This is a genomic window from Streptomyces sp. 135, from assembly GCF_020026305.1.
Lineage (GTDB): Bacteria > Actinomycetota > Actinomycetes > Streptomycetales > Streptomycetaceae > Streptomyces.
In genome coordinates, this window is record NZ_CP075691.1 from 4,776,697 (window position 1) to 4,796,639 (window position 19,943).

13 protein-coding genes, 1 rRNA gene and 2 pseudogenes are annotated in these 19,943 nt (G+C 70.5%); 10 read left to right on the top strand and 6 right to left on the bottom strand.

Going from position 1 to position 19,943, the window contains the following annotated elements; all coding sequences use genetic code 11:
- The first annotated feature begins 5 nt into the window (after positions 1–5).
- Positions 6–668 (top strand): response regulator transcription factor, encoded by a 663-nt coding sequence (locus tag KKZ08_RS21540; protein WP_223779139.1) that lies wholly within the window; start codon positions 6–8, stop codon positions 666–668.
- Between the two features lie 28 nt (positions 669–696).
- On the opposite strand, the gene KKZ08_RS21545 is transcribed toward KKZ08_RS21540, so the two are convergent.
- The gene (locus KKZ08_RS21545; protein WP_223776018.1) at positions 697–1,386 is read right to left on the bottom strand and encodes a phosphatase PAP2 family protein; all 690 of its coding nucleotides are present in this window, start codon (positions 1,384–1,386) and stop codon (positions 697–699) included.
- Between the two features lie 173 nt (positions 1,387–1,559).
- Here KKZ08_RS21545 and KKZ08_RS21550 point away from each other — a divergent pair, with 173 nt between their 5' ends.
- Positions 1,560–2,369: a hypothetical protein gene (locus tag KKZ08_RS21550; protein WP_223776019.1), complete on the top strand. Its 810-nt coding sequence runs from the start codon at positions 1,560–1,562 to the stop codon at positions 2,367–2,369.
- A 44-nt stretch (positions 2,370–2,413) separates the two neighbouring features.
- On the opposite strand, the gene disA is transcribed toward KKZ08_RS21550, so the two are convergent.
- On the bottom strand, positions 2,414–3,538 hold the full coding sequence (gene disA, locus KKZ08_RS21555; protein ID WP_223776020.1) for a DNA integrity scanning diadenylate cyclase DisA: 1,125 nt from the start codon (positions 3,536–3,538) through the stop codon (positions 2,414–2,416).
- 79 nt (positions 3,539–3,617) lie between these two features.
- Positions 3,618–5,027 carry a DNA repair protein RadA gene (gene radA / locus KKZ08_RS21560; RefSeq protein ID WP_223776021.1) on the bottom strand — a complete coding sequence of 470 codons (1,410 nt, stop codon included), beginning with the start codon at positions 5,025–5,027 and terminating at the stop codon, positions 3,618–3,620.
- 186 nt (positions 5,028–5,213) lie between these two features.
- Here radA and KKZ08_RS21565 point away from each other — a divergent pair.
- A pseudogene (locus KKZ08_RS21565) lies at positions 5,214–6,962 on the top strand (hypothetical protein).
- A 3-nt stretch (positions 6,963–6,965) separates the two neighbouring features.
- Here KKZ08_RS21565 and KKZ08_RS21570 read toward each other — a convergent pair.
- Entirely contained in the window at positions 6,966–7,757 is a 792-nt protein-coding gene (locus KKZ08_RS21570; RefSeq protein ID WP_223779140.1) for a hypothetical protein, read from the bottom strand.
- Between the two features lie 338 nt (positions 7,758–8,095).
- Between KKZ08_RS21570 and KKZ08_RS21575 the strand changes: the two genes are divergently transcribed.
- The 4 genes and pseudogenes from KKZ08_RS21575 to KKZ08_RS21590 all read left to right on the top strand — a co-directional run bounded on the left by KKZ08_RS21575 (position 8,096) and on the right by KKZ08_RS21590 (position 12,131).
- Positions 8,096–9,031 (top strand): Ppx/GppA phosphatase family protein, encoded by a 936-nt coding sequence (locus tag KKZ08_RS21575; RefSeq protein WP_223776022.1) that lies wholly within the window; start codon positions 8,096–8,098, stop codon positions 9,029–9,031.
- 58 nt (positions 9,032–9,089) lie between these two features.
- Entirely contained in the window at positions 9,090–9,914 is an 825-nt protein-coding gene (locus tag KKZ08_RS21580) for a sugar phosphate isomerase/epimerase (protein WP_223776023.1), read from the top strand.
- Between the two features lie 198 nt (positions 9,915–10,112).
- Positions 10,113–11,728, top strand: a pseudogene (ilvD, locus tag KKZ08_RS21585) (dihydroxy-acid dehydratase).
- Between the two features lie 88 nt (positions 11,729–11,816).
- Positions 11,817–12,131, top strand: coding sequence for an SH3 domain-containing protein (locus KKZ08_RS21590; protein ID WP_223776024.1), 315 nt, complete (start codon positions 11,817–11,819; stop codon positions 12,129–12,131).
- Between the two features lie 35 nt (positions 12,132–12,166).
- Here the strand turns inward: KKZ08_RS21590 and KKZ08_RS21595 are convergent, their stop codons facing one another.
- Complete coding sequence (locus KKZ08_RS21595; protein ID WP_223776025.1) at positions 12,167–14,461, bottom strand: serine/threonine-protein kinase; 2,295 nt, start codon at positions 14,459–14,461, stop codon at positions 12,167–12,169.
- A 162-nt stretch (positions 14,462–14,623) separates the two neighbouring features.
- Here KKZ08_RS21595 and KKZ08_RS21600 point away from each other — a divergent pair, with 162 nt between their 5' ends.
- A complete protein-coding gene (locus tag KKZ08_RS21600) occupies positions 14,624–15,106 on the top strand; it encodes an EamA/RhaT family transporter (protein ID WP_223776026.1) in 483 nt (160 codons plus the stop codon).
- 91 nt (positions 15,107–15,197) lie between these two features.
- A complete protein-coding gene (gene proC / locus KKZ08_RS21605; protein WP_223776027.1) occupies positions 15,198–16,022 on the top strand; it encodes a pyrroline-5-carboxylate reductase in 825 nt (274 codons plus the stop codon).
- Positions 16,023–16,236: 214 nt separating this feature from the next.
- On the opposite strand, the gene trpS is transcribed toward proC, so the two are convergent.
- Positions 16,237–17,247, bottom strand: a complete 1,011-nt coding sequence (trpS, locus tag KKZ08_RS21610) for a tryptophan--tRNA ligase (protein WP_223776028.1) — start codon at positions 17,245–17,247, stop codon at positions 16,237–16,239.
- Positions 17,248–18,147: 900 nt separating this feature from the next.
- Here trpS and KKZ08_RS21615 point away from each other — a divergent pair.
- A 16S ribosomal RNA gene (locus tag KKZ08_RS21615) occupies positions 18,148–19,670 on the top strand.
- The last annotated feature ends 273 nt before the right edge of the window (positions 19,671–19,943 follow it).

Here is a 19,943-nt window from a genome sequence, read left to right on the forward strand (position 1 = left end):
AGACGATGCCCATCCGGGTCCTGCTGGCCGACGACGAGGCCATGATCCGCGCGGGCGTGCGCGCCATCCTGGCCGCGGGCGGGGACATCGAGGTCGTCGCCGAGGCCGCCGACGGGCGCGAGGCCGTCTCCCTGGCCCAGGCCCACCGCCCCGACGTGGCGCTGCTCGACATCCGCATGCCGCGCCTGGACGGGCTCGCCGCGGGCGAGGAGATCGTCCGTACCGTGCCGGGGGCCGCCGTCGCCATGCTGACGACGTTCTCCGAAGACGCGTACGTGGCACGGGCGCTGGGCGGCGGCGCCACCGGCTTCCTGCTGAAGTCCGGCGACCCGCATGAACTCATCGCGGGCGTACGGGCGGTGGCGGGCGGCGCCGCCTTCCTCTCACCGAAGGTGGCCCGGCACGTCATCGACGGCTTCGGCGCCCGGCGCATGGGCCGCGGCGCCGCCGCACGCGCCCGCGTCCAGACCCTCACCCCGCGCGAACGCGAGGTCCTCGGCCTGGTCGGCGCGGGCCTTTCCAACCCGGAGATCGCCGCCCGCCTGCACCTCGTGGAGGGCACGGTCAAGGCGTATGTGAGCGCGGTCCTCGAACGGCTCGAAGTCAAGAACCGCGTCCAGGCGGCGATCGTCGCGTACGAGGCGGGGCTCGTCCCGGAAGCGGACTGAGCCCCGCGGACGCGGTAGCGCGTCGGCGTCAGTGGCGGTGCGAGTCGTGACGGCGGAACGTCATCGTCGGGGAGTCGTACGCCGCCGGATCCGCCGCGGGCGACGGCGCGAGGGCGGGGCCCGGACCCGCGAACCACTTCACGATGCCCGTCGACGAGCCACGCATCGCCTGCCCGACCCGCGCCACGGGACGCGTGGTGATCCGTACCACCACGAACGCGAGCACCGCGCCGAGGACGAGGCCGACCGCCACGTCGTGCGGGTAGTGCACGCCGACGAAGACCCGCGAGAACGCCATGAGCACGGCCATCGGGACCGTCAGGGCCGCGATGCGCGGCCAGGCGAGCGCGAGGCCGATGGCGGCGGCGCCCGCGATCGTCGAGTGGTTGCTCGGGAAGGACCAGTCGCCGTAGGCGGGGCACTCGACGAGCGGCTTCAGCGCGCCGGACACCGCCCGGCAGGGGCGCTCCTCGTCGATCACCGACTTGAGCAGCTCGCTGCACACGTACGCCACCGCCGTGGCGAGCGGGGCGAGCACCGCGATGGCCAGGGCGCGGGGGTCACCGCGCCGGGCCCGCCACCAGGCGATGACGAAAAGCACGCCGAAGAGAAGCAGGCCGAGCTCCGTCCACACCTCGGCGAGGTGCTGGAACCACGAGGGAGTGTCGTGGGCGAAGCCGGTGATGTCGCGGTAGAGATCGTCGTCCATGGTGTCCATGATTACGGACGGTACGGAGTGAGTCCGAATCGTCACATCTGGCGATCGTCCCGTGGGACCCCCTGACGATGGACAGGGCCGGGAGCCGGTTCCGGAATGATGATCGGCAAACTTTGTTGCCCAGGACGGCGGGTGGGGCAGGACACGCGTCGGATCTCTCGTAAGGTTTGGGCGTGGGATCTCTGCGCAATCCGGTCGGGCCGCTTCCCTCCACCATCTACTGGCGTCGGAGGGCCGTTCTGCTGTCCGTGTTCGGTCTGCTGGTGCTACTCGCCGTCTGGGTCGCCACCTCCGGGGGCGGCGGCGGAAACAACGGCGCCGACGGGCCGGGCGGCAACGGCCCCGCCACGTCGATCACTCCCGGGCCATCCGGCTCCGGGCCCGCGATCAGTGAACACCCGGGCGGGCGGGACGAGTCGGACGAGGGATCGGGCTCCGGTTCCGGTTCGGGTTCGGGTTCGGGTTCCGGTTCGGGCGGATCCGGTGGCTCCGGCGGTTCGGACGGCTCCGCGGGTGGCGGTCCGGACGACGCCAAGGGCGGCGCCGGCTCGGGCGACCGTCTCCCGGCCGGCACGAAACTGCCCAACTGCACCGGAAGCGCGGTGAAGTTGAAGGTGCGCAGCGTCCAGAACGAGTACGGGATCGACGAGAAGCCGAAGTTCGAGCTGATCGCCGAGAACACCGGCGGCAAGGCCTGCAAGGTCGATCTGGGCGGCAAGGGAACGGTCTTGACGATCACTCAGGCCGACGGCGAGGACGAGTTCTGGTCCTCCGACGACTGCCCCTCGGGGAGCGGCAGCCTGCTGGTGCGCGTGCCGGCCGAGGGCCGCGTCACGCACACCGTGCAGTGGGACCGGCGCGCGGGCGCCCCGCAGTGCGCGACGCCCTCGCCGGCGTCGGCACCCGCGGGCACCTACTTGGTCGAGGCGAAGGCCCCCGGCCTCGGCACCGCCCGTGCCTCCTTCGTCCTGGAGAAGGACTAGAAGAAGGGTCAGGGGCCGAGGGCGGCTGGCGAGAGAGCCAAGGGCTAGACGTACCGCTCCAGGATCGACGACTCCGCGAGGCGCGAGAGGCCCTCGCGGACGCTGCGGGCACGGGCCTCGCCCACGCCGTCCACGGTCTGGAGGTCGTCCACGCTGGCGGCCAGCAGCTTCTGGAGGCCGCCGAAGTGCTCGACGAGGCGGTCGATGATGGCGCCGGGAAGCCGGGGAACCTTGGCGAGCAGTCGGAAGCCGCGCGGCGAGACGGCGGAGTCCAGGGCCTCGGGTGAACCGGTGTACCCCAAGGCCTTGGCCACGGTGGACAGTTCCAGCAGCTCCGCGTGGGTGAGGGCGTCCAGCTCGGACAGCGCCTCGTCGACCGTGCGGGAGCGCTTGGCGGTCGGCTCGGGCACGTAGTCCCTGACGACCAGCTCACGCTCGGGCTCGACGCCCGCGATCAACTCGTCCAGCTGGAGCGCGAGAAGGCGGCCGTCCGTGCCGAGCTCCACCACGTACTCGGCGATCTCCGTGGCGATGCGGCGCACCATCTCCAGGCGCTGGGCGACCGCCGTGACGTCCCGCACCGTCACCAGGTCCTCGATCTCCAGGGCGGAGAGCGTGCCCGCGACCTCGTCGAGACGGAGCTTGTACCGCTCCAGGGTCGCGAGGGCCTGGTTGGCGCGGGAGAGGATCGCCGCCGAGTCCTCCAGGACGCGGCGCTGCCCGTCCACGTACAGCGCGATCAGGCGCATGGACTGCGAGACGGAGACGACCGGGAAGCCGACCTGCTTGGAGACGCGGTCGGCCGTGCGGTGGCGGGTGCCGGTCTCCTCGGTGGGGATCGTCGGGTCCGGCACCAGCTGCACGCCGGCGCGCAGGATCTTGGTGATGTCCTTGTCGAGGACGATGCCGCCGTCGAGCTTGCACAGCTCGCGCAGACGCGTCGCCGTGAACTCGACGTCCAGGATGAAACCACCCGTGCACATCGACTCGACGGTCTTGTCCCAGCCGAGGACGATCAGGCCGCCGGTGTTGCCGCGCAGGATGCGTTCGAGGCCGTCGCGCAGGGCCGTGCCGGGCGCGACGGCGCTCAGGGAGGCGCGCATCAGCACATCGGCGGCCGAGCCACCGCCGGACTTGCCGGGGTTCGCTGCCCGGTCGTTGGCTGCCACTGCACTCCCTCGGTCGCAGGTTGTCCAAGCCTCTTGCGTACGTCTGACTTCGTACGGATGGGCGAGACCAGGGCAAAGTCTACCGGCGCTCCTCCGCCTCCCGTGGGGCCTCTCGGCGACGGGATCGCGGAAGGACGCGCAGGGCGTCCCCCATGTCGGCGACTTCGATGACCTTCATACCGGCGGGGACCCTGCCGGGATCGGTCGGTACGAGGGCGTGGGTGAAGCCGAGCCGGTGCGCCTCGGCCAGCCTGCGCTGGACGCCCGTGACCCGTCTGACCTCGCCCGCCAGGCCCACTTCCCCGATCGCCACGAGATTCTTCGGGAGCGGGGTGTCGCTCGCCGCGCTGGCGAGCGCGAGGGCGACGGCGAGGTCCGCGGCGGGCTCGGAGAGCTTCACGCCGCCGACCGTCGCGCTGTAGATGTCCCGCTTGCCGAGCGCGGTGATCCGGCCGCGCTGCTCCAGGACGGCCAGCATCATCGAGACGCGGGAGGTCTCCAGGCCGGAGGTCGTGCGCCGGGGGCTCGGGATCTGCGAGTCGACCGTGAGCGCCTGGACCTCGGCGACCAGGGGGCGGCGGCCCTCCAGGGTGACGGTGAGGCAGGTGCCGGGGACGGGCTCGGCACGACGGGTCAGGAAGAGTCCGCTGGGGTCGGCGAGGCCGGTGATGCCCTCGTCGTGCAGCTCGAAGCAGCCGACCTCGTCCGTGGTGCCGTACCGGTTCTTGACGCCGCGGACCAGGCGCAGGCGCGCGTGCCGGTCGCCCTCGAACTGGAGCACCACGTCGACGAGATGCTCCAGGAGGCGGGGGCCCGCGATGGCGCCGTCCTTGGTGACGTGGCCCACCAGGAGGGTGGACATGCCGCGCTCCTTGGAGGCGCGGATCAGGGCGCCCGCGACCTCGCGGACCTGCGCCATGCCGCCGGGCGCACCGTCGATCTCGGGCGAGGCGACCGTCTGCACGGAGTCCAGGACCAGGAGCGAGGGCTTGACCGCGTCCAAGTGACCGAGGACGGCGGACAGATCGGTCTCCGCGGCCAGATACAGGTGGTCGTCGATGGCGCCGATGCGGTCGGCACGCAGCCGGACCTGGCTCGCCGACTCCTCACCGGTCACATAGAGGGTGCGGTGCTCGTCGCTGGCCGCCTTCGCCGAGACGTCGAGCAGCAGGGTGGACTTGCCGACGCCCGGCTCGCCCGCGAGCAGCACGACGGCGCCGGGGACCAGGCCACCGCCGAGGACCCGGTCCAGCTCGGGGACGCCGGTGGAGCGGGCAGTGGCCTGGCGGCCGTCGACCTCGCCGATCGGGACGGCGGAGGAGGTGACGCGGCCGGGGGCGGTGGTGCGGACCGCGGGCGCGCCGTACTCCTCGACCGTCCCCCAGGCCTGGCACTCTGGGCAGCGGCCGAGCCACTTGGCCGTCTGCCAGCCGCACTCGGTGCAGCGGTAGGACGGCCTGTCCTTAGCGGTTTTCGTACGGGCAGCCATGCTCGGAACCGTAGCCGAGGCCACTGACAACGGGCTCCACGCCAGCGCGCCGACAGGTTCCCCGCGCAAGTCAAGACTGCGGAATGGTGGGTTCCTGTCCCCTTTTGAGGGATCTGTTCACCCGTAAGGATTAAATGTGTGCGAGGAGGAGGAAGCGGCCTGCATCATCCGCCTAACTTCGCACGGGTGATGAGCAGCAGGCCGGAAACTCCCGCGAACGCAACCGGCGCACACCGGGCGCACCGTGACGCGCGCAAGCGCACGGCGCCCCGCACGGCGCCCCGGACGACCCCGCCCGCGCGCTACGAACCGTGTCTGGACGGCCTGTTCACGTACTGCCTGTCCGTCCTGTGCGATCACGACGCGGCGACCGCGGCGCTGGGCGATGTGCTCCACCTGGCGGAGCGGCGGGGCTCGCGCGGCCCCGAAGCCGACCGCGAGCTGCGCCCCTGGCTCTACGCCCTCGCGCGCTGGGTCTGTCTGCGCTTACTGGCCGAGGCCAAGCGCGACCGCCAGGGCGCGCACGCCGCCCGGGCGCGGGCACCGCCCGCGCCGCGAAGACCGCCCCGCACGCCCCGGACGAGACCGAGCAGCGGCGCCACCGCGAACTGGCCCAGCTGGCCTGGCCGGAAGCCGCCGGCACGACCCCCGAGCAGCGCGAGGCCCTGGAGCTTGCCGTGCGCCACCAGCTCGCCCCCGCCGAGATCGCCGCCGTCCTCGGCATGGACCTCGCCAAGGCCCGCAGCCTGCTCGCCTCCGCCGCCTGCGAGGTGGAGCGCACCCGCGCCGCGCTCGCCGTCGTGGAGACCGGCAACTGCCCCATCGTCGCCCGCCTCACCGGCGACAACCAGGTGCTGCTCGGCACGGCCCTGCGCCGCGAGCTCGTCCGGCACGTCGACGACTGCCCGCGCTGCCGCCGCACCGCCGAGCGCGCCGGAGCGGGCGCCTGGCCCGGCACCGCCGTCAGCCCGGCCGCCCTCCCCGTGGTCGAGGCCCGCGGGACGCCCTGCCCGCAGCCATGGCGCACGGCCCCGCGCGCGGGGCGCCCTCCCCCGCTACGACCGGCGCGGTTTCCCGATCGACCCCAAGGACCACGCCGCGCGCCGCGACCGCCTACGCGCGCGTGCCGTCACGACGACCGTCGTCGCCACCGTGGTGGCCGCCCCGGTGCTCGCCCTCTGGGCCGCCTATCGGGGAGCGCCGGTCACCGGAGAGGGCCACGACGGCGGCGCGGTCACCGCGAGCGAGGGCGGGGGCCCCGGCGGCCTCGGCAGCGGTGACGTACGCGGCTACGAGAACGCGGGCAATGCCCGCAAGAAGGACGGGCCCCGCTTCACCGCGGGCGGCCGCTCGTCCGACGTCTCCGTGGAGGTCATCAGCGGCGGGGCCGCTTCCGGTTCGGCCACGGGTCCCGGGCGCCTGACCGTGGACGCGCAGCCGAGTGGCGACACCACGCTCATCACGCTGACGGCGTCCGGCGGTTCACCGGTCCGCTGGTCGGTGAGCGAGCAGGCGTCCTGGCTCTACCTCAGCCGCTCGTCGGGAACGCTCGCGCCGGGGGAGTCCGTCACCATCCAGGTCTACGTCGACCACAACCGCGAGCCGTCCGGCCACTGGCGCGCCCGGGTCGCCATCGCGCCCTCGGGCGCGGTCATCTCGATCGACGGGTACGGCGACGGCCGCCCGTCGACGCCGCCGGGTCCGGGGCCGCGGCCCACCGACCCCCGGCCGTCCGACCCGGGGCCCTCGGATCCCGGCCCCTCCGACCCCGGCCCTTCCGATCCCGGGCCCTCGGACCCGGGTCCCTCCGACCCCGGCCCCTCCGACCCCGATCCCACACCGAAGCCACCGGACCCGGAGCCCACGCCGTCGGATCCGGGGCCGGGGGATTCATCGCCGCCGGGTGAGGGCGGGGGCACGCCCAGCCAGGGCTGAGCCTTACCCGGCGGGGTCCGCCGGGTGCGGTGCCAGCAGGGGGAGTTGGGCGCCGAGGCGCTCCTCGCACAGCTCCACCAGGCGGTCGTAGCCCTCCTTGCCCATCATCTCGATCAGCTCGGGGCGGTAGGAGACGTACACCGGGTCGCCCGCGCCGTGCGCCGAGGTCGCCGACGTGCACCACCAGTGCAGGTCGTGGCCGCCAGGGCCCCAGCCGCGCCGGTCGTACTCACCGATGGACACCTGGAGGACGCGCGTGTCGTCGGGCCGGTCGATCCACTCGTACGTCCGGCGCACCGGCAGCTGCCAGCAGACGTCCGGCTTCGTCTCCAGGGGCTCGCGGCCCTCCCGGAGCGCCAGGATGTGCAGCGAGCAGCCCGCGCCGCCCGCGAAGCCGGGGCGGTTCTGGAAGATGCACGAGCCGTTGTACGGACGGGTCTGGCGGTCGCCGTCCTCGTCCGTGGCGACCCAGCCGGTCTCCCGGCCCACGTCGTGGTGCTGCCAGATGTCGGGCGTGAGGCGCTCCACGTACCCGGCGACGCGCTTCTCGTCGTCCTCGTCGGAGAAGTGCGCGCCCAGCGTGCAGCAGCCGTCGTCGGCGCGGCCCGCCTGGATGCCCTGGCAGCCGCTGCCGAAGATGCAGTTCCAGCGGGAGGTCAGCCAGGTCAGGTCGCAGCGGAAGATCTGCTCGTCGTCCGCGGGGTCGGGAAACTCCACCCAGGCCCGAGCGAAGTCCAGGCCCTTCTCGTCCGGCTCGCCCAGCCCGGTCCGCGCCGGCTTGCCGGACTTCCCGATCTCCTCGGCCTTCTCGGGCCGCCCGGGCTTCGCGGCCTGTTCCGGGACCCCGGCCTTACCGGGCTTTCCAGCCTTGCCCGTCTTGCTCGTCTTGCCCGACTTTTCTGTCTTGCCTGGCTTGGCCTGCTTGCCCGACTTCTCGTTTTTGCCCGGACTTCCCACCTTCTCCAGCTCCCCCTGCTTCGTCGGCTCCTGGGACCCGGGCGGCTTGGGCGACGACTTCCCCGACTTCGATTTGTCGGCCTTCGTCTTTTTCGTCTTTGGCACAACTCCAGGGTATGCGTGCGGTGGGCCGCCCGGGGCCAGCCGGGCGCCCCATGCGGCGTAGCGTTCCGTGCATGAGACTCGGTGTCCTCGACGTGGGGTCGAACACGGTGCATCTGCTCGTGGTCGACGCCCACCCCGGCGCGCGCCCCCTGCCCGCGCACTCGCACAAGGCCGATCTGCGCCTGGCCCAACTCCTGGACCCGGCCGGGGCGATCGGCCCCGACGGCGTCGACCGCCTGGTCGCCACCGTGCGGGAGGCCATGGAGGCCGCCGAGGACAAGGGCGTGGAGGAAGTGCTGCCCTTCGCCACCTCCGCCGTGCGCGAGGCGACCAACGCCGACGAGGTCCTGGCCCGGGTGAGAGAGGAGACCGGCGTCGATCTCCAGGTGCTCTCCGGCGAGGAGGAGGCCAAGCTCACCTTCCTCGCCGCCCGGCGCTGGTTCGGCTGGTCCGCGGGCAAGCTGCTCGTCCTCGACATCGGCGGCGGCTCGCTGGAGATCGCGTACGGCATGGACGAGGAACCGGACTGCGCGGTCAGCCTGCCGCTCGGCGCCGGCCGGCTCACCGCGGCCTGGCTGCCGAAGGATCCGCCGGACCCCTCCGACGTGAAGGCCCTGCGGCGGCACGTGCGCGCCCAGATCGCCCGCACCGTGGGGGAGTTCGCCCGCTTCGGCGCCCCCGACCACATCGTGGCGACGTCGAAGACGTTCAAGCAGCTCGCCCGCCTGGCGGGCGCCGCACGCTCGGCGGACGGTCTCTACGTACAGCGCGAACTGAAGCGGAAGTCCCTGGAGGACTGGGTGCCGCGACTCGCCGCGATGACCACCCACGAGCGCGCGGAGCTGCCCGGCGTCTCCGAGGGCCGGGCCGGGCAGCTGCTCGCCGGGGCGCTCGTCGCGGAGGGCGCGATGGACCTCTTCGGAGTCGAATCCGTGGAGATCTGCCCGTGGGCGCTGCGTGAGGGCGTGATCCTGCGGCGGCTCGACCACCTCCCCCCGGCCGCCTGAGCGGGGCGGGGTGAGGCCACCTCCCCGGCGTCCGGGCGCGGCCCGTACCCTGTCCTTCGTGGCAGAACCAGTGGTGCGCATCCCGGATGCGAAGGTCGCCCTGTCGACGGCCTCGGTCTATCCGGAGTCGACGGCGACGGCCTTCGAGATCGCCGCACGCCTGGGTTACGACGGTGTCGAGGTCATGGTCTGGACCGACCCCGTCAGTCAGGACATCGAGGCCCTGCGCAGACTGAGCGACTACCACCAGATCCCGATCCTGGCCGTCCACGCCCCGTGCCTGCTGATCACGCAGCGCGTCTGGTCGACCGACCCGTGGGTCAAGCTCCAGCGCGCGAAGGCCGCCGCCGAGAAGCTGGACGCGTCGACGGTCGTCGTGCACCCGCCCTTCCGTTGGCAGCGGAACTACGCGCGCGACTTCGTCGACGGAATCTGGCGCATGGCCGACGAGACCGACGTGCGTTTCGCCGTCGAGAACATGTACCCCTGGCGCTACCGCGACCGCGAGATGCTCGCGTACGCCCCCGACTGGGACGTCACCAAGGACGACTACCGCCACTTCACCGTCGACCTCTCGCACACCGCGACCGCCCGCACGGAAGCGATGGAGATGGTCGACCGCATGGGCGACCGGCTCGGCCACGTCCACCTCGCCGACGGCAGGGGCTCCGCCAAGGACGAGCACCTCGTCCCCGGCCGCGGCACCCAGCCGTGCGCCGAGCTCCTGGAGCGCCTTGCGACTACCGGCTTCGACGGGCACGTCGTCATCGAGGTCAACACCCGGCGCGCCATGTCCAGCGCCGAACGCGAGGCCGACCTCGCCGAGGCGCTCGCCTTCACGCGGCTGCACCTGGCGTCGGCGGTGCGGGTGCCCCGCCCGTGACCTCCGGCGCACCGTCGGGGCCCGCCGCCGCGTCGTGGCACGGGTGGCGCCCGTGGCGCAGGGGCAGCTGACCGGCGTACGACCGACCCCGTTCGTCCGCCGAGATGCCCGTCCCGTCATCCGGACACCCTGTCCAGATCCTGGAGCCGCGGCGTACGCTCGACAGCAGCCCCATCTCTTACGAAGGAGCGAGCGACGATGCCCGAGCTCAGGTCCCGCACAGTCACCCACGGCCGCAACATGGCGGGCGCCCGCGCCCTTATGCGCGCCTCCGGTGTACCCGGGGCCGACATCGGGCGGAAGCCGATCATCGCCGTGGCCAACTCCTTCACGGAGTTCGTGCCGGGCCACACCCACCTCCAGCCGGTCGGCCGGATCGTCTCCGAGGCGATCCGCTGAGGCGCGGCATCGGCGCATGGAGTTCAATGGTCGACGGCACGGTCCGCAAGCTCGACCTGGTCAATGCGATCAGCGACGCGGTGAACGAGAACATCTCGGACGAGGACATCCTCCGTATCGAGGAGAACGCCTGCCCGACCTGCGGCTCCTGTTCCGGCATGTTCACCGCCAACTCCATGAACTGCCTGACCGAGGCCATCGGCCTCTCCCTGCCGGGCAACGGCTCGGTCCTCGCCACGCACACCGCCCGCAAGGAGCTGTACGAGCGCGCGGGCCGCACGGTCGTGGACATCACCAAGCGGTACTACGACGGCGACGACGACTCCGTCCTGCCGCGCAACATCGCCACCCACGCAGCCTTCGAGAACGCCATGGCCCTGGACATCGCCATGGGCGGCTCCACGAACACGATCCTGCACCTGCTCGCCGCCGCCCGCGAGGCCGAGGTCGACTACGACCTGACCGACATCGACGCCGTCTCGCGCCGCGTCCCCTGCCTGGCCAAGGTCGCCCCGAACGCCGCGCCCACCACCACGTACTACATGGAGGACGTGCACCGCGCCGGCGGCATCCCCGCGCTCCTCGGCGAGCTGTACCGCGGCGGGCTGCTCAACGAGGACGTGCACACCGTCCACTCGCCCTCCATCAAGGAGTGGCTGGACGCCTGGGACATCCGTTCCGGCTCCGCCTCCGAGGAGGCCGTGGAGCTGTGGCACGCGGCTCCCGGCTGCAAGCGCTCCGCCGAGGCCTTCTCCCAGTCCGAGCGCTGGGACACCCTCGACACGGACGCCGCGAACGGCTGCATCCGCGACGTCGCCCACGCCTACTCCAAGGACGGCGGACTCGGCGTCCTCAAGGGCAACATCGCCGTGGACGGCTGCGTCGTGAAGACCGCGGGCGTCGACGAGTCGATCTGGACCTTCGAGGGCCCCGCGGTCGTCTGTGACTCGCAGGAAGAGGCCGTCGAGAAGATCCTCAACAAGGGCGTCAAGGAAGGCGACGTCGTCGTCATCCGCTACGAAGGCCCCAAGGGCGGCCCCGGCATGCAGGAGATGCTCTACCCGACGTCCTTCCTCAAGGGCCGAGGCCTCGGCAAGGCCTGCGCCCTGGTCACCGACGGCCGCTTCTCCGGCGGTACGTCGGGCCTGTCGATCGGCCACGCCTCGCCCGAGGCGGCGTCCGGCGGCACGATCGCGCTGGTCGAGGACGGCGACCGGATCCGCATCGACATCCCTGGCCGCTCCATCGAGCTCCTCGTGTCCGACGAGGAGCTGGCCGCCCGCCGCGAGGCCCTGGGCGGCGTGTACGAGCCGAAGGCCCGCGAGCGGAAGGTCTCCGCGGCCCTGCGCGCGTACGCCGCGATGGCGACGAGCGCCGACAAGGGCGCGGTGCGGGACGTGTCGAAGCTCGGCTGAACCCGGGAAACCTTTTGCGGCGCGGGCGCGTCCTTGGTGTGAGGAACACGCCAAGGGCGGCCCGCGCCGCCGGTTACGGGGGAAGACCATGAGCGAGAACGTCATCACACCAGAGGGCGCCGAGACCGTCTTGGCCGAGGCCATCGTGGCCGAGGCGGCGGCAGCCAGGACGTACGCGATCGCCGCGGACGTCAACGTCCGCTCGGGGCCCGGCACGTCGTACTCCAAGGTCGGCCGCCTGAGCGCCGGCACCCGCGTCACCATCCAGTGCCAGAAGCCGGGCGAGACGGTCACGGGGCCGACGGGCACCTCGAAGCTCTGGGACCGGATCGGCAGCGGCCGCTACGTCTCGGACACCTACGTCCGCACGGGCAGCAACGGCTACGTGGCGCCGCGCTGCTGACCCCCACGCGACCCGGCCGCCGAGGGCCCGGCTTCTCAGCCGGTCTTCGGCGGCTTCGTCACGTCGAAGGCGAACACGGTGTTCTCGGCTGCCGTCACGACGACCACGCGGCCGGCGACGACGACGCGCGGCTCGGCGTTCGTCTCGCCCGCCACGCCGTCGGCCCGTGGCCCCGTCGACAGCAGCGGCCGGCCCTCGCGCGAGGAGAGCACGGCGACCCGGCCGCTGGCCGAGCTGAAGTACAGCGCCCCGTCGTCGCCCTGCACCGGCCCCGACGCGCCCTCGACGTCCGTCTGCCGGGCCCACTTCTTCCTGCCGGTCGCCGGGTCGAACGCCGTGACGAGACCCGTCCGCCCGCTGAGGAAGACGGTGCCGTCGGCCATGCCGGGCGTCCCGTCGTACACCTTCGGCAGCCGGGCGTACATGATGTTGTGCGAGGTCCGGTCCACCCGCACGATCTCGTCGTAGCCGACCGTCGCCGGGCCCTCCTGACGCTGGTGGAGGAGTACGAGACTGTCGTCGGCGGTGCCGACGGGCTGGACGGGACCCTGGACGGCGACGGCCTCGCCCAGATCTCCCGAGGCGAGGTCGGTGACGTACAGGACGGGGTGGCGCACCGCGCCCGCGGCCAGTTCGGCGTCCGGCGCGCACATCGCGTACAGCCGCGTGCCCGCAGGGACCGGGGCGCACTGCGTGCCCTCGGGGAACGGCCGCCGCCAGAGCACCTTCCCGGTGTGCGCCTGCCGGGCCTCGAACCGCGAGTTGGACGCGTCGACGGTCACCACGGTGGAGTTCAGCACCACGGCGTCCTGCGTACGGCCCGTGACGGCCGTCGACTGGGCGCCGGACGGCACGGACCACAGCTCGGTGCCCTTGTCCGCGTCGACGGCCACCACTTCGGTCTGCGGATCGCCCGGCGCGTCCTCGGCCGCGAAGCGGTAACCGAGCACCGTGTCGTCGGTGACGCCCACCAGGTGCATGCCCTGGACGGGGACGCCGGGGCTGTTCTCCGTCCAGACGCGGGAGCCGTCAGAGGCCCTGATGCGGGTCGCGACGACACCGCCGCCCCCGCAGAACAGGGCGTCGCCGCGCGCCTCGCAGCGCAGCTCGTCCGGGATGTCCGCACGGCCGCCGGGCACGGTCTTGCGCCACGGCTTGAAGCCGTCGGGGAGGGGAGCCCCGGTCGCCGCGACGTTGCGGCCTCCCTTGCCTTCCTTGCCCGAGCCGCCCGTACCGCCCGGATCACCGGAGACGCCGGTGTTCATCAGCGTGACACCGCCGCCGATCGCGACGACGGCGACGGCGGCGGCGAGCGCCCGGCGGACGCGGCGGCGGTTGTTGTTCTTGGCGTCCTCACTCTTGCCGCGCGGTGAGATGCCGACGGGCGGGGGACCGCTGGGCGCGGGGGTGGCGTCCGGCGGGGCGGGCGTGCTCGGCGGTGGGGTGTCCTGCGTGGGCAGGTGGTGCTGCGTGTCCGTCTCACGGGTGCAGCGCGCGCCGCCCTCGGCCGCCGTGCCACCCAGATCCGCGGGCAGGTCCCGCAGCCGTACGAGCAGCTCGTCCGCCGAGGGCCGGTCCTTCGGATCCTTCGCCAGGCACGGCTCGACCACCGCCCGCAGCGCGGCCGGGACCGAACCGAGCGACGGCGGCTCGTGCACGACCTGATACGCCGTCATATACGGGCTGTCCGCGTCGAAGGGGCCCTGCCCCGTCGCCGCGTAGACGAGCAGCGTGCCCAGCGAGAACACGTCCGAGCGCGGCCCGACACCGCGCGGCGCCTGCAACTGCTCCGGCGACATGAACGGCGGCGTGCCGATCACCCGCCCCGTCATCGTCAGCGTCTGCTGGTCCGCCGCGCGCGAGATGCCGAAGTCGATGACCCGCGGGCCCTCGGGGGAGAGGACCACGTTGGACGGCTTGAGGTCCCGGTGCACGACCCCCGCGCGGTGGATGTCGCGCAGGGCCTCGGTGAGGCCGATGGACAGGGTGCGCAGCTCGGCGCCGCCGATCGGGCCCTGCTCGGCGATGCGCTGGGCGAGCGTGTGGCCCTCGATGTACGTCGTGGCCATCCACGGGTGCGCGGCCTCGGGGTCGGCGTCGATCACGGCGGCGGTGAACGCGCCGCTGACCCGCCGGGCGGCCGCCACCTCCTGCCGGAAGCGGATGCGGAACTCCTCGTCGTCCGCGAACTGCTGGTGGATCAGCTTGATCGCCACGGGGCGCCCCGAAGCCGTACGCGCCAGGAAGACCGTGCCCATGCCGCCGGAGCCGAGCCGTGCCTCCAGCGGATAGCCGCCGATCTCCTTCGGATCTCCTCCACGGAGTGACACTGTCCCGACCTCCCCGTGATCCCCCGTTACGACTTACCCGGCCCAAACTAGCTGCCGGGTGACAGGGGAGGACAAGGAGGGGGACGAATAGGGCGCGCCGTCTCGCGACGCCTCGGGAGGTTGTTCGCTCGGGGCGCGGCGCCGACGGGCGATAATCAAACGGTGAGCGAAGAACCCACCACCCCCGGCCCGCAGCCCGAGCCCATCCGCTTCTTCGGAACGACGTGGGTCGCCCACGACGGCGGCTACGGCATCCGCCGCGCCGGTGTCGCCGTGGGCTCACTCCTCGCGGCGGCCGCGGGCTGCTTCGTACTGCGCTTCGCCTACGAAGGCCTGTCCATCGCGAACGTCGGCACGTTCGTCAACCTCCTCGTCGTCGTGATGTTCGCGATCTGCAGCGCGATCGCCTTCCGCCGCACGTGGGAGGGGTTCACCAAGCGCCACGACCCGGCGTCCCAGGCCTCGATGCGCGGCCTGCTGACCATCGGCTTCGTCGGCGTACTCCTCGCCCACTTCTTCCGCTCCCTCACGGAGGCCCCGGGCGAACAGCTCCACCGGGAGGAGTACGAGAGTGCCCGCGAGCAGTACGCGAAGCGCGCGTCGCGGCGGACGGGGAACCCCTCGCGGAAGAAGCGCAAGGCCTGAGGGCCCCGTCCGCCCACCGGACGCGCCCTCTGTCCGGCGCCCCCCAATGCGAGGATGGCCGCCGGACGACGCAACCCCGGAGGCCCCGTTCATGAGCAGCAACACGAGCCAGAAAGTCGCAGTCCTCGGCACCGGCAAGATCGGTGAAGCCCTGCTCAGCGGCATGATCCGCGGCGGCTGGGCCCCCGCCGACCTCCTCGTCACCACCCGCCGCCAGGAACGCGCCGACGAACTCCGCACCCGCTACGGCGTCACCCCCGTCAGCAACGCCGACGCCGCCAAGCAGGCCGACACCCTCATCCTCGCCTGCAAGCCCCAGGACATGGCGAGGCTGCTCGACGAACTCGCCCCGCACGTCACCCCCGACCGCCTCGTCATCAGCGCCGCCGCGGGCATCACCACCTCCTTCATCGAAGAGCGCCTGGCCGAGAAGACCCCCGTCGTCCGCGTCATGCCGAACACCCCCGTCCTCGTCGACGAGGGCATGTCCGTCATCTCGGCCGGCAGCCACGCCACCGCGGACGCGCTCGCCCACGCCGAGGCGATCTTCGGCGCGGTCGGCAAGACGCTGCGCGTCCCCGAGACCCAGCAGGACGCCTGCACGGCGCTGTCCGGCTCGGGGCCGGCCTACTTCTACTTCCTCGTCGAGGCCATGACCGACGCGGGCATCCTGCTCGGCCTGCCCCGCGACAAGGCGCACGACCTGATCGTCCAGGCGGCGGTCGGCGCGTCCGTCATGCTCCGCGACAGCGGCGAACACCCGGTGAAGCTCCGCGAGAACGTCACCTCCCCCGCCGGTACGACGATCAATGCCATCCGCGAACTGGAGAACCACGGCGTACGGGCGGCGCTCATCGCCGCCCTGGAGGCCGCGCGCGACCGCAGCCGCGAGCTGGCCTCCGGCAACAACAGCTGAGCCTGGGCCGGGGGTCGGCTCGGGGTCGCCTCGGGTTCGTCTGTGGGGCGGGGCCGCGGGGGTATGTCCGTGCTCGCCATCTTGGCGCGGGCGCCCGGGTGCCCATCGGTTCCGTCACGGGGTTCCACTGTGCTCCGCGCGCACATACCCCCACGTCCCCTCAGGAGCGCTCGCGACTGCGGGCCGTCGCCGCTCACTCCCGGCCCCCCCGTGTTTACCGCGCCTCGTTGACCGGCGGCAGCAGGCCGATCGCCCGATAGGCGCCGTCCACCGTCGGCTTGGCCATCCCCCTGGCCCGCTCAGCTCCCCGCCGCAACACCTCCTCTACATACGCGGGCTCCGCCATCAGCTCCTTGTGCCGCTCCTGCACGGGGCGGAGCAGCTCCGCCACGGCATCGGCGGTGTCGGATTTCAGTGCGCCGTACGACTCGTATACACCGCTCAGGGCTTCTGGGTTCCCACCTCGGCAAGCGGCGAGGATCTCCAGCAGATTCGAGACCCCCGGCTTTGCAGCCCGGTCGTACACCACCTCACTCCCGCTGTCGGTGACCGCACGCAGGATCTTCTTCCGTACGACCTCGGGCTCGTCCAGCAGATAGACGATCCCGGCCCCGGCCTCGTGGGACTTGCCCATCTTCGACGTCGGGTCCTGAAGATCCATGACCCGCGCCGCCACCTTGGGAGGAGTGGCCCGCGGCACGATGAACGTCTGCCCGTACCGCTGGTTGAACCGCACCGCCAGATCCCGCGTGAGCTCGACGTGCTGCGTCTGGTCGTCACCCACCGGCACCTCGTCGGCGCCGTAGGCCAGGATGTCCGCCGCCATCAGCGCGGGATAGGTGAGCAACGACAGCCGCACGCTTCCGCCGCGGCCCCGCTCGCGGGCGGCCTTCTCCTTGTACTGGATCATGCGCCGCATCTCGCCGTCCGTGGCGACGCACTCCAGCAGGTACGAGAGCCGGGCGTGCTCGTCCACATGACTCTGTACGAACACGGTGGCCCGCTCGGGGTCGATGCCCGACGCGAGCAACAGCGTCGCCGCCTGCCTGCTGAGTCTGCGCACCCGGCCGGGATCATGGTCCACCGTGAGCGCGTGCAGATCGACGACGCTGAACAGCGACTCCGCGCGATGCTGGTCGACCTCGGCCCACTGCCGGATGGCCCCCAGGTAGTTCCCGAGCGTCAGGTGCCCCGTCGGCTTGACCCCGCTGAAGATCCTCGTCATCTCTCCGCCTCCTGCTCAGGACCACCGGCCCGACGGCCGGGCTCCGGGTCCTCCAGGGGGAGAAACAAGAACGGCCGCCTGGGCGGCGGCCGTTGGGTACATGCGTATGTACGGCCGCCCTCAGGCGGCCCACCACAGCTGGGTGTACGCATGCGTCGTCATGCCGCAGAGAGTACTCCTCAGGCGACCTCGCGGCAGGGAGTTGACACACCTGGGGGCCGTACGTAGTGTTCTCCGAGTTGCCCGACGTGAGCGTCGACCACTTGGTCGGTCCCCGGGCGGCCATTCCGCAAGAACCATTCAAGCGATCGACGTCGCGTTCCCGTACGGGATCCGCCTTCGGCTCGTTTCCATGCGTATTTGCGAAATGAGGAATCGGTGTTCGAAAGGACGCCCCCGATTAGGTCGGGAGCCAGGATTCCGCTAAAGTCTCACTCGTCGGAACGGCCCAACAGCCGCGAAGACACCGCCCGCTGACTGGGAATCAGGCCCGAAAGGATCTGATAGAGTCGGAACCGCCGGAAAGGGAAACGCGAAAGCCGAAAGGCCGGAGCGGGAACCGGAAAGGCGCCGAGGAAATCGGACACGAAAGAGTCTGATAGAGTCGGAAACGCAAGAACAAAAGAAACACCGAAGGGAAGCGCCCGGAGGAAAGCCCCAGACAAGGTCTGCGGGTGAGTACAAAGGAAGCGTCCGTTCCTTGAGAACTCAACAGCGTGCCAAAAGTCAACGCCAGATATGTTGATACCCCGACTCACTTCGGTGAGTTGAGGTTCCTTTGAAAAAGTCCTGTACGGCAATTTGATCGTGCAGGCGACACAGCGAGGACGCTGTGAACCGGGAGATTATTCCTCTCCTTGGTTCCGCTCTCGTGGTGTTCATCCCGATTACGGGAAAACATTCACGGAGAGTTTGATCCTGGCTCAGGACGAACGCTGGCGGCGTGCTTAACACATGCAAGTCGAACGATGAACCACTTCGGTGGGGATTAGTGGCGAACGGGTGAGTAACACGTGGGCAATCTGCCCTGCACTCTGGGACAAGCCCTGGAAACGGGGTCTAATACCGGATAACACACGCTCAGGCATCTGAGTGTGTTGAAAGCTCCGGCGGTGCAGGATGAGCCCGCGGCCTATCAGCTTGTTGGTGAGGTAGAAGCTCACCAAGGCGACGACGGTAGTACCTGAGAGGGCGACCGGCCACACTGGGACTGAGACACGGCCCAGACTCCTACGGGAGGCAGCAGTGGGGAATATTGCACAATGGGCGAAAGCCTGATGCAGCGACGCCGCGTGAGGGATGACGGCCTTCGGGTTGTAAACCTCTTTCAGCAGGGAAGAAGCGAAAGTGACGGTACCTGCAGAAGAAGCGCCGGCTAACTACGTGCCAGCAGCCGCGGTAATACGTAGGGCGCAAGCGTTGTCCGGAATTATTGGGCGTAAAGAGCTCGTAGGCGGCTTGTCACGTCGGTTGTGAAAGCCCGGGGCTTAACCCCGGGTCTGCAGTCGATACGGGCAGGCTAGAGTGTGGTAGGGGAGATCGGAATTCCTGGTGTAGCGGTGAAATGCGCAGATATCAGGAGGAACACCGGTGGCGAAGGCGGATCTCTGGGCCATTACTGACGCTGAGGAGCGAAAGCGTGGGGAGCGAACAGGATTAGATACCCTGGTAGTCCACGCCGTAAACGGTGGGAACTAGGTGTTGGCGACATTCCACGTCGTCGGTGCCGCAGCTAACGCATTAAGTTCCCCGCCTGGGGAGTACGGCCGCAAGGCTAAAACTCAAAGGAATTGACGGGGGCCCGCACAAGCAGCGGAGCATGTGGCTTAATTCGACGCAACGCGAAGAACCTTACCAAGGCTTGACATATACCGGAAAGCATCAGAGATGGTGCCCCCCTTGTGGTCGGTATACAGGTGGTGCATGGCTGTCGTCAGCTCGTGTCGTGAGATGTTGGGTTAAGTCCCGCAACGAGCGCAACCCTTGTTCTGTGTTGCCAGCATGCCCTTCGGGGTGATGGGGACTCACAGGAGACTGCCGGGGTCAACTCGGAGGAAGGTGGGGACGACGTCAAGTCATCATGCCCCTTATGTCTTGGGCTGCACACGTGCTACAATGGCAGGTACAATGAGCTGCGAAGCCGCGAGGCGGAGCGAATCTCAAAAAGCCTGTCTCAGTTCGGATTGGGGTCTGCAACTCGACCCCATGAAGTCGGAGTTGCTAGTAATCGCAGATCAGCATTGCTGCGGTGAATACGTTCCCGGGCCTTGTACACACCGCCCGTCACGTCACGAAAGTCGGTAACACCCGAAGCCGGTGGCCCAACCCCTTGTGGGAGGGAGCTGTCGAAGGTGGGACTGGCGATTGGGACGAAGTCGTAACAAGGTAGCCGTACCGGAAGGTGCGGCTGGATCACCTCCTTTCTAAGGAGCACTTCTAAGCCAAGCTTGCTTGGTTCAGAGGCCACTACGTCGGCAAACGATCGACGGTGGTTGCTCATGGGTGGAACGTTGACTACTCGGCACTCTTGGTTGTCTTCTCCTGCAAGTACTGCTCTTCGGAGCGTGGAAAGTTGAGGGGAGCGGTGAAGGGTGTCGGGCACGCTGTTGGGTATCTGAGGGTACGGGCTTGTTCCCGACCTCAATGCCGACCCCAGTACACTCACTGGTTTTGCTGGTGGGGTGATGGGTGGTTGG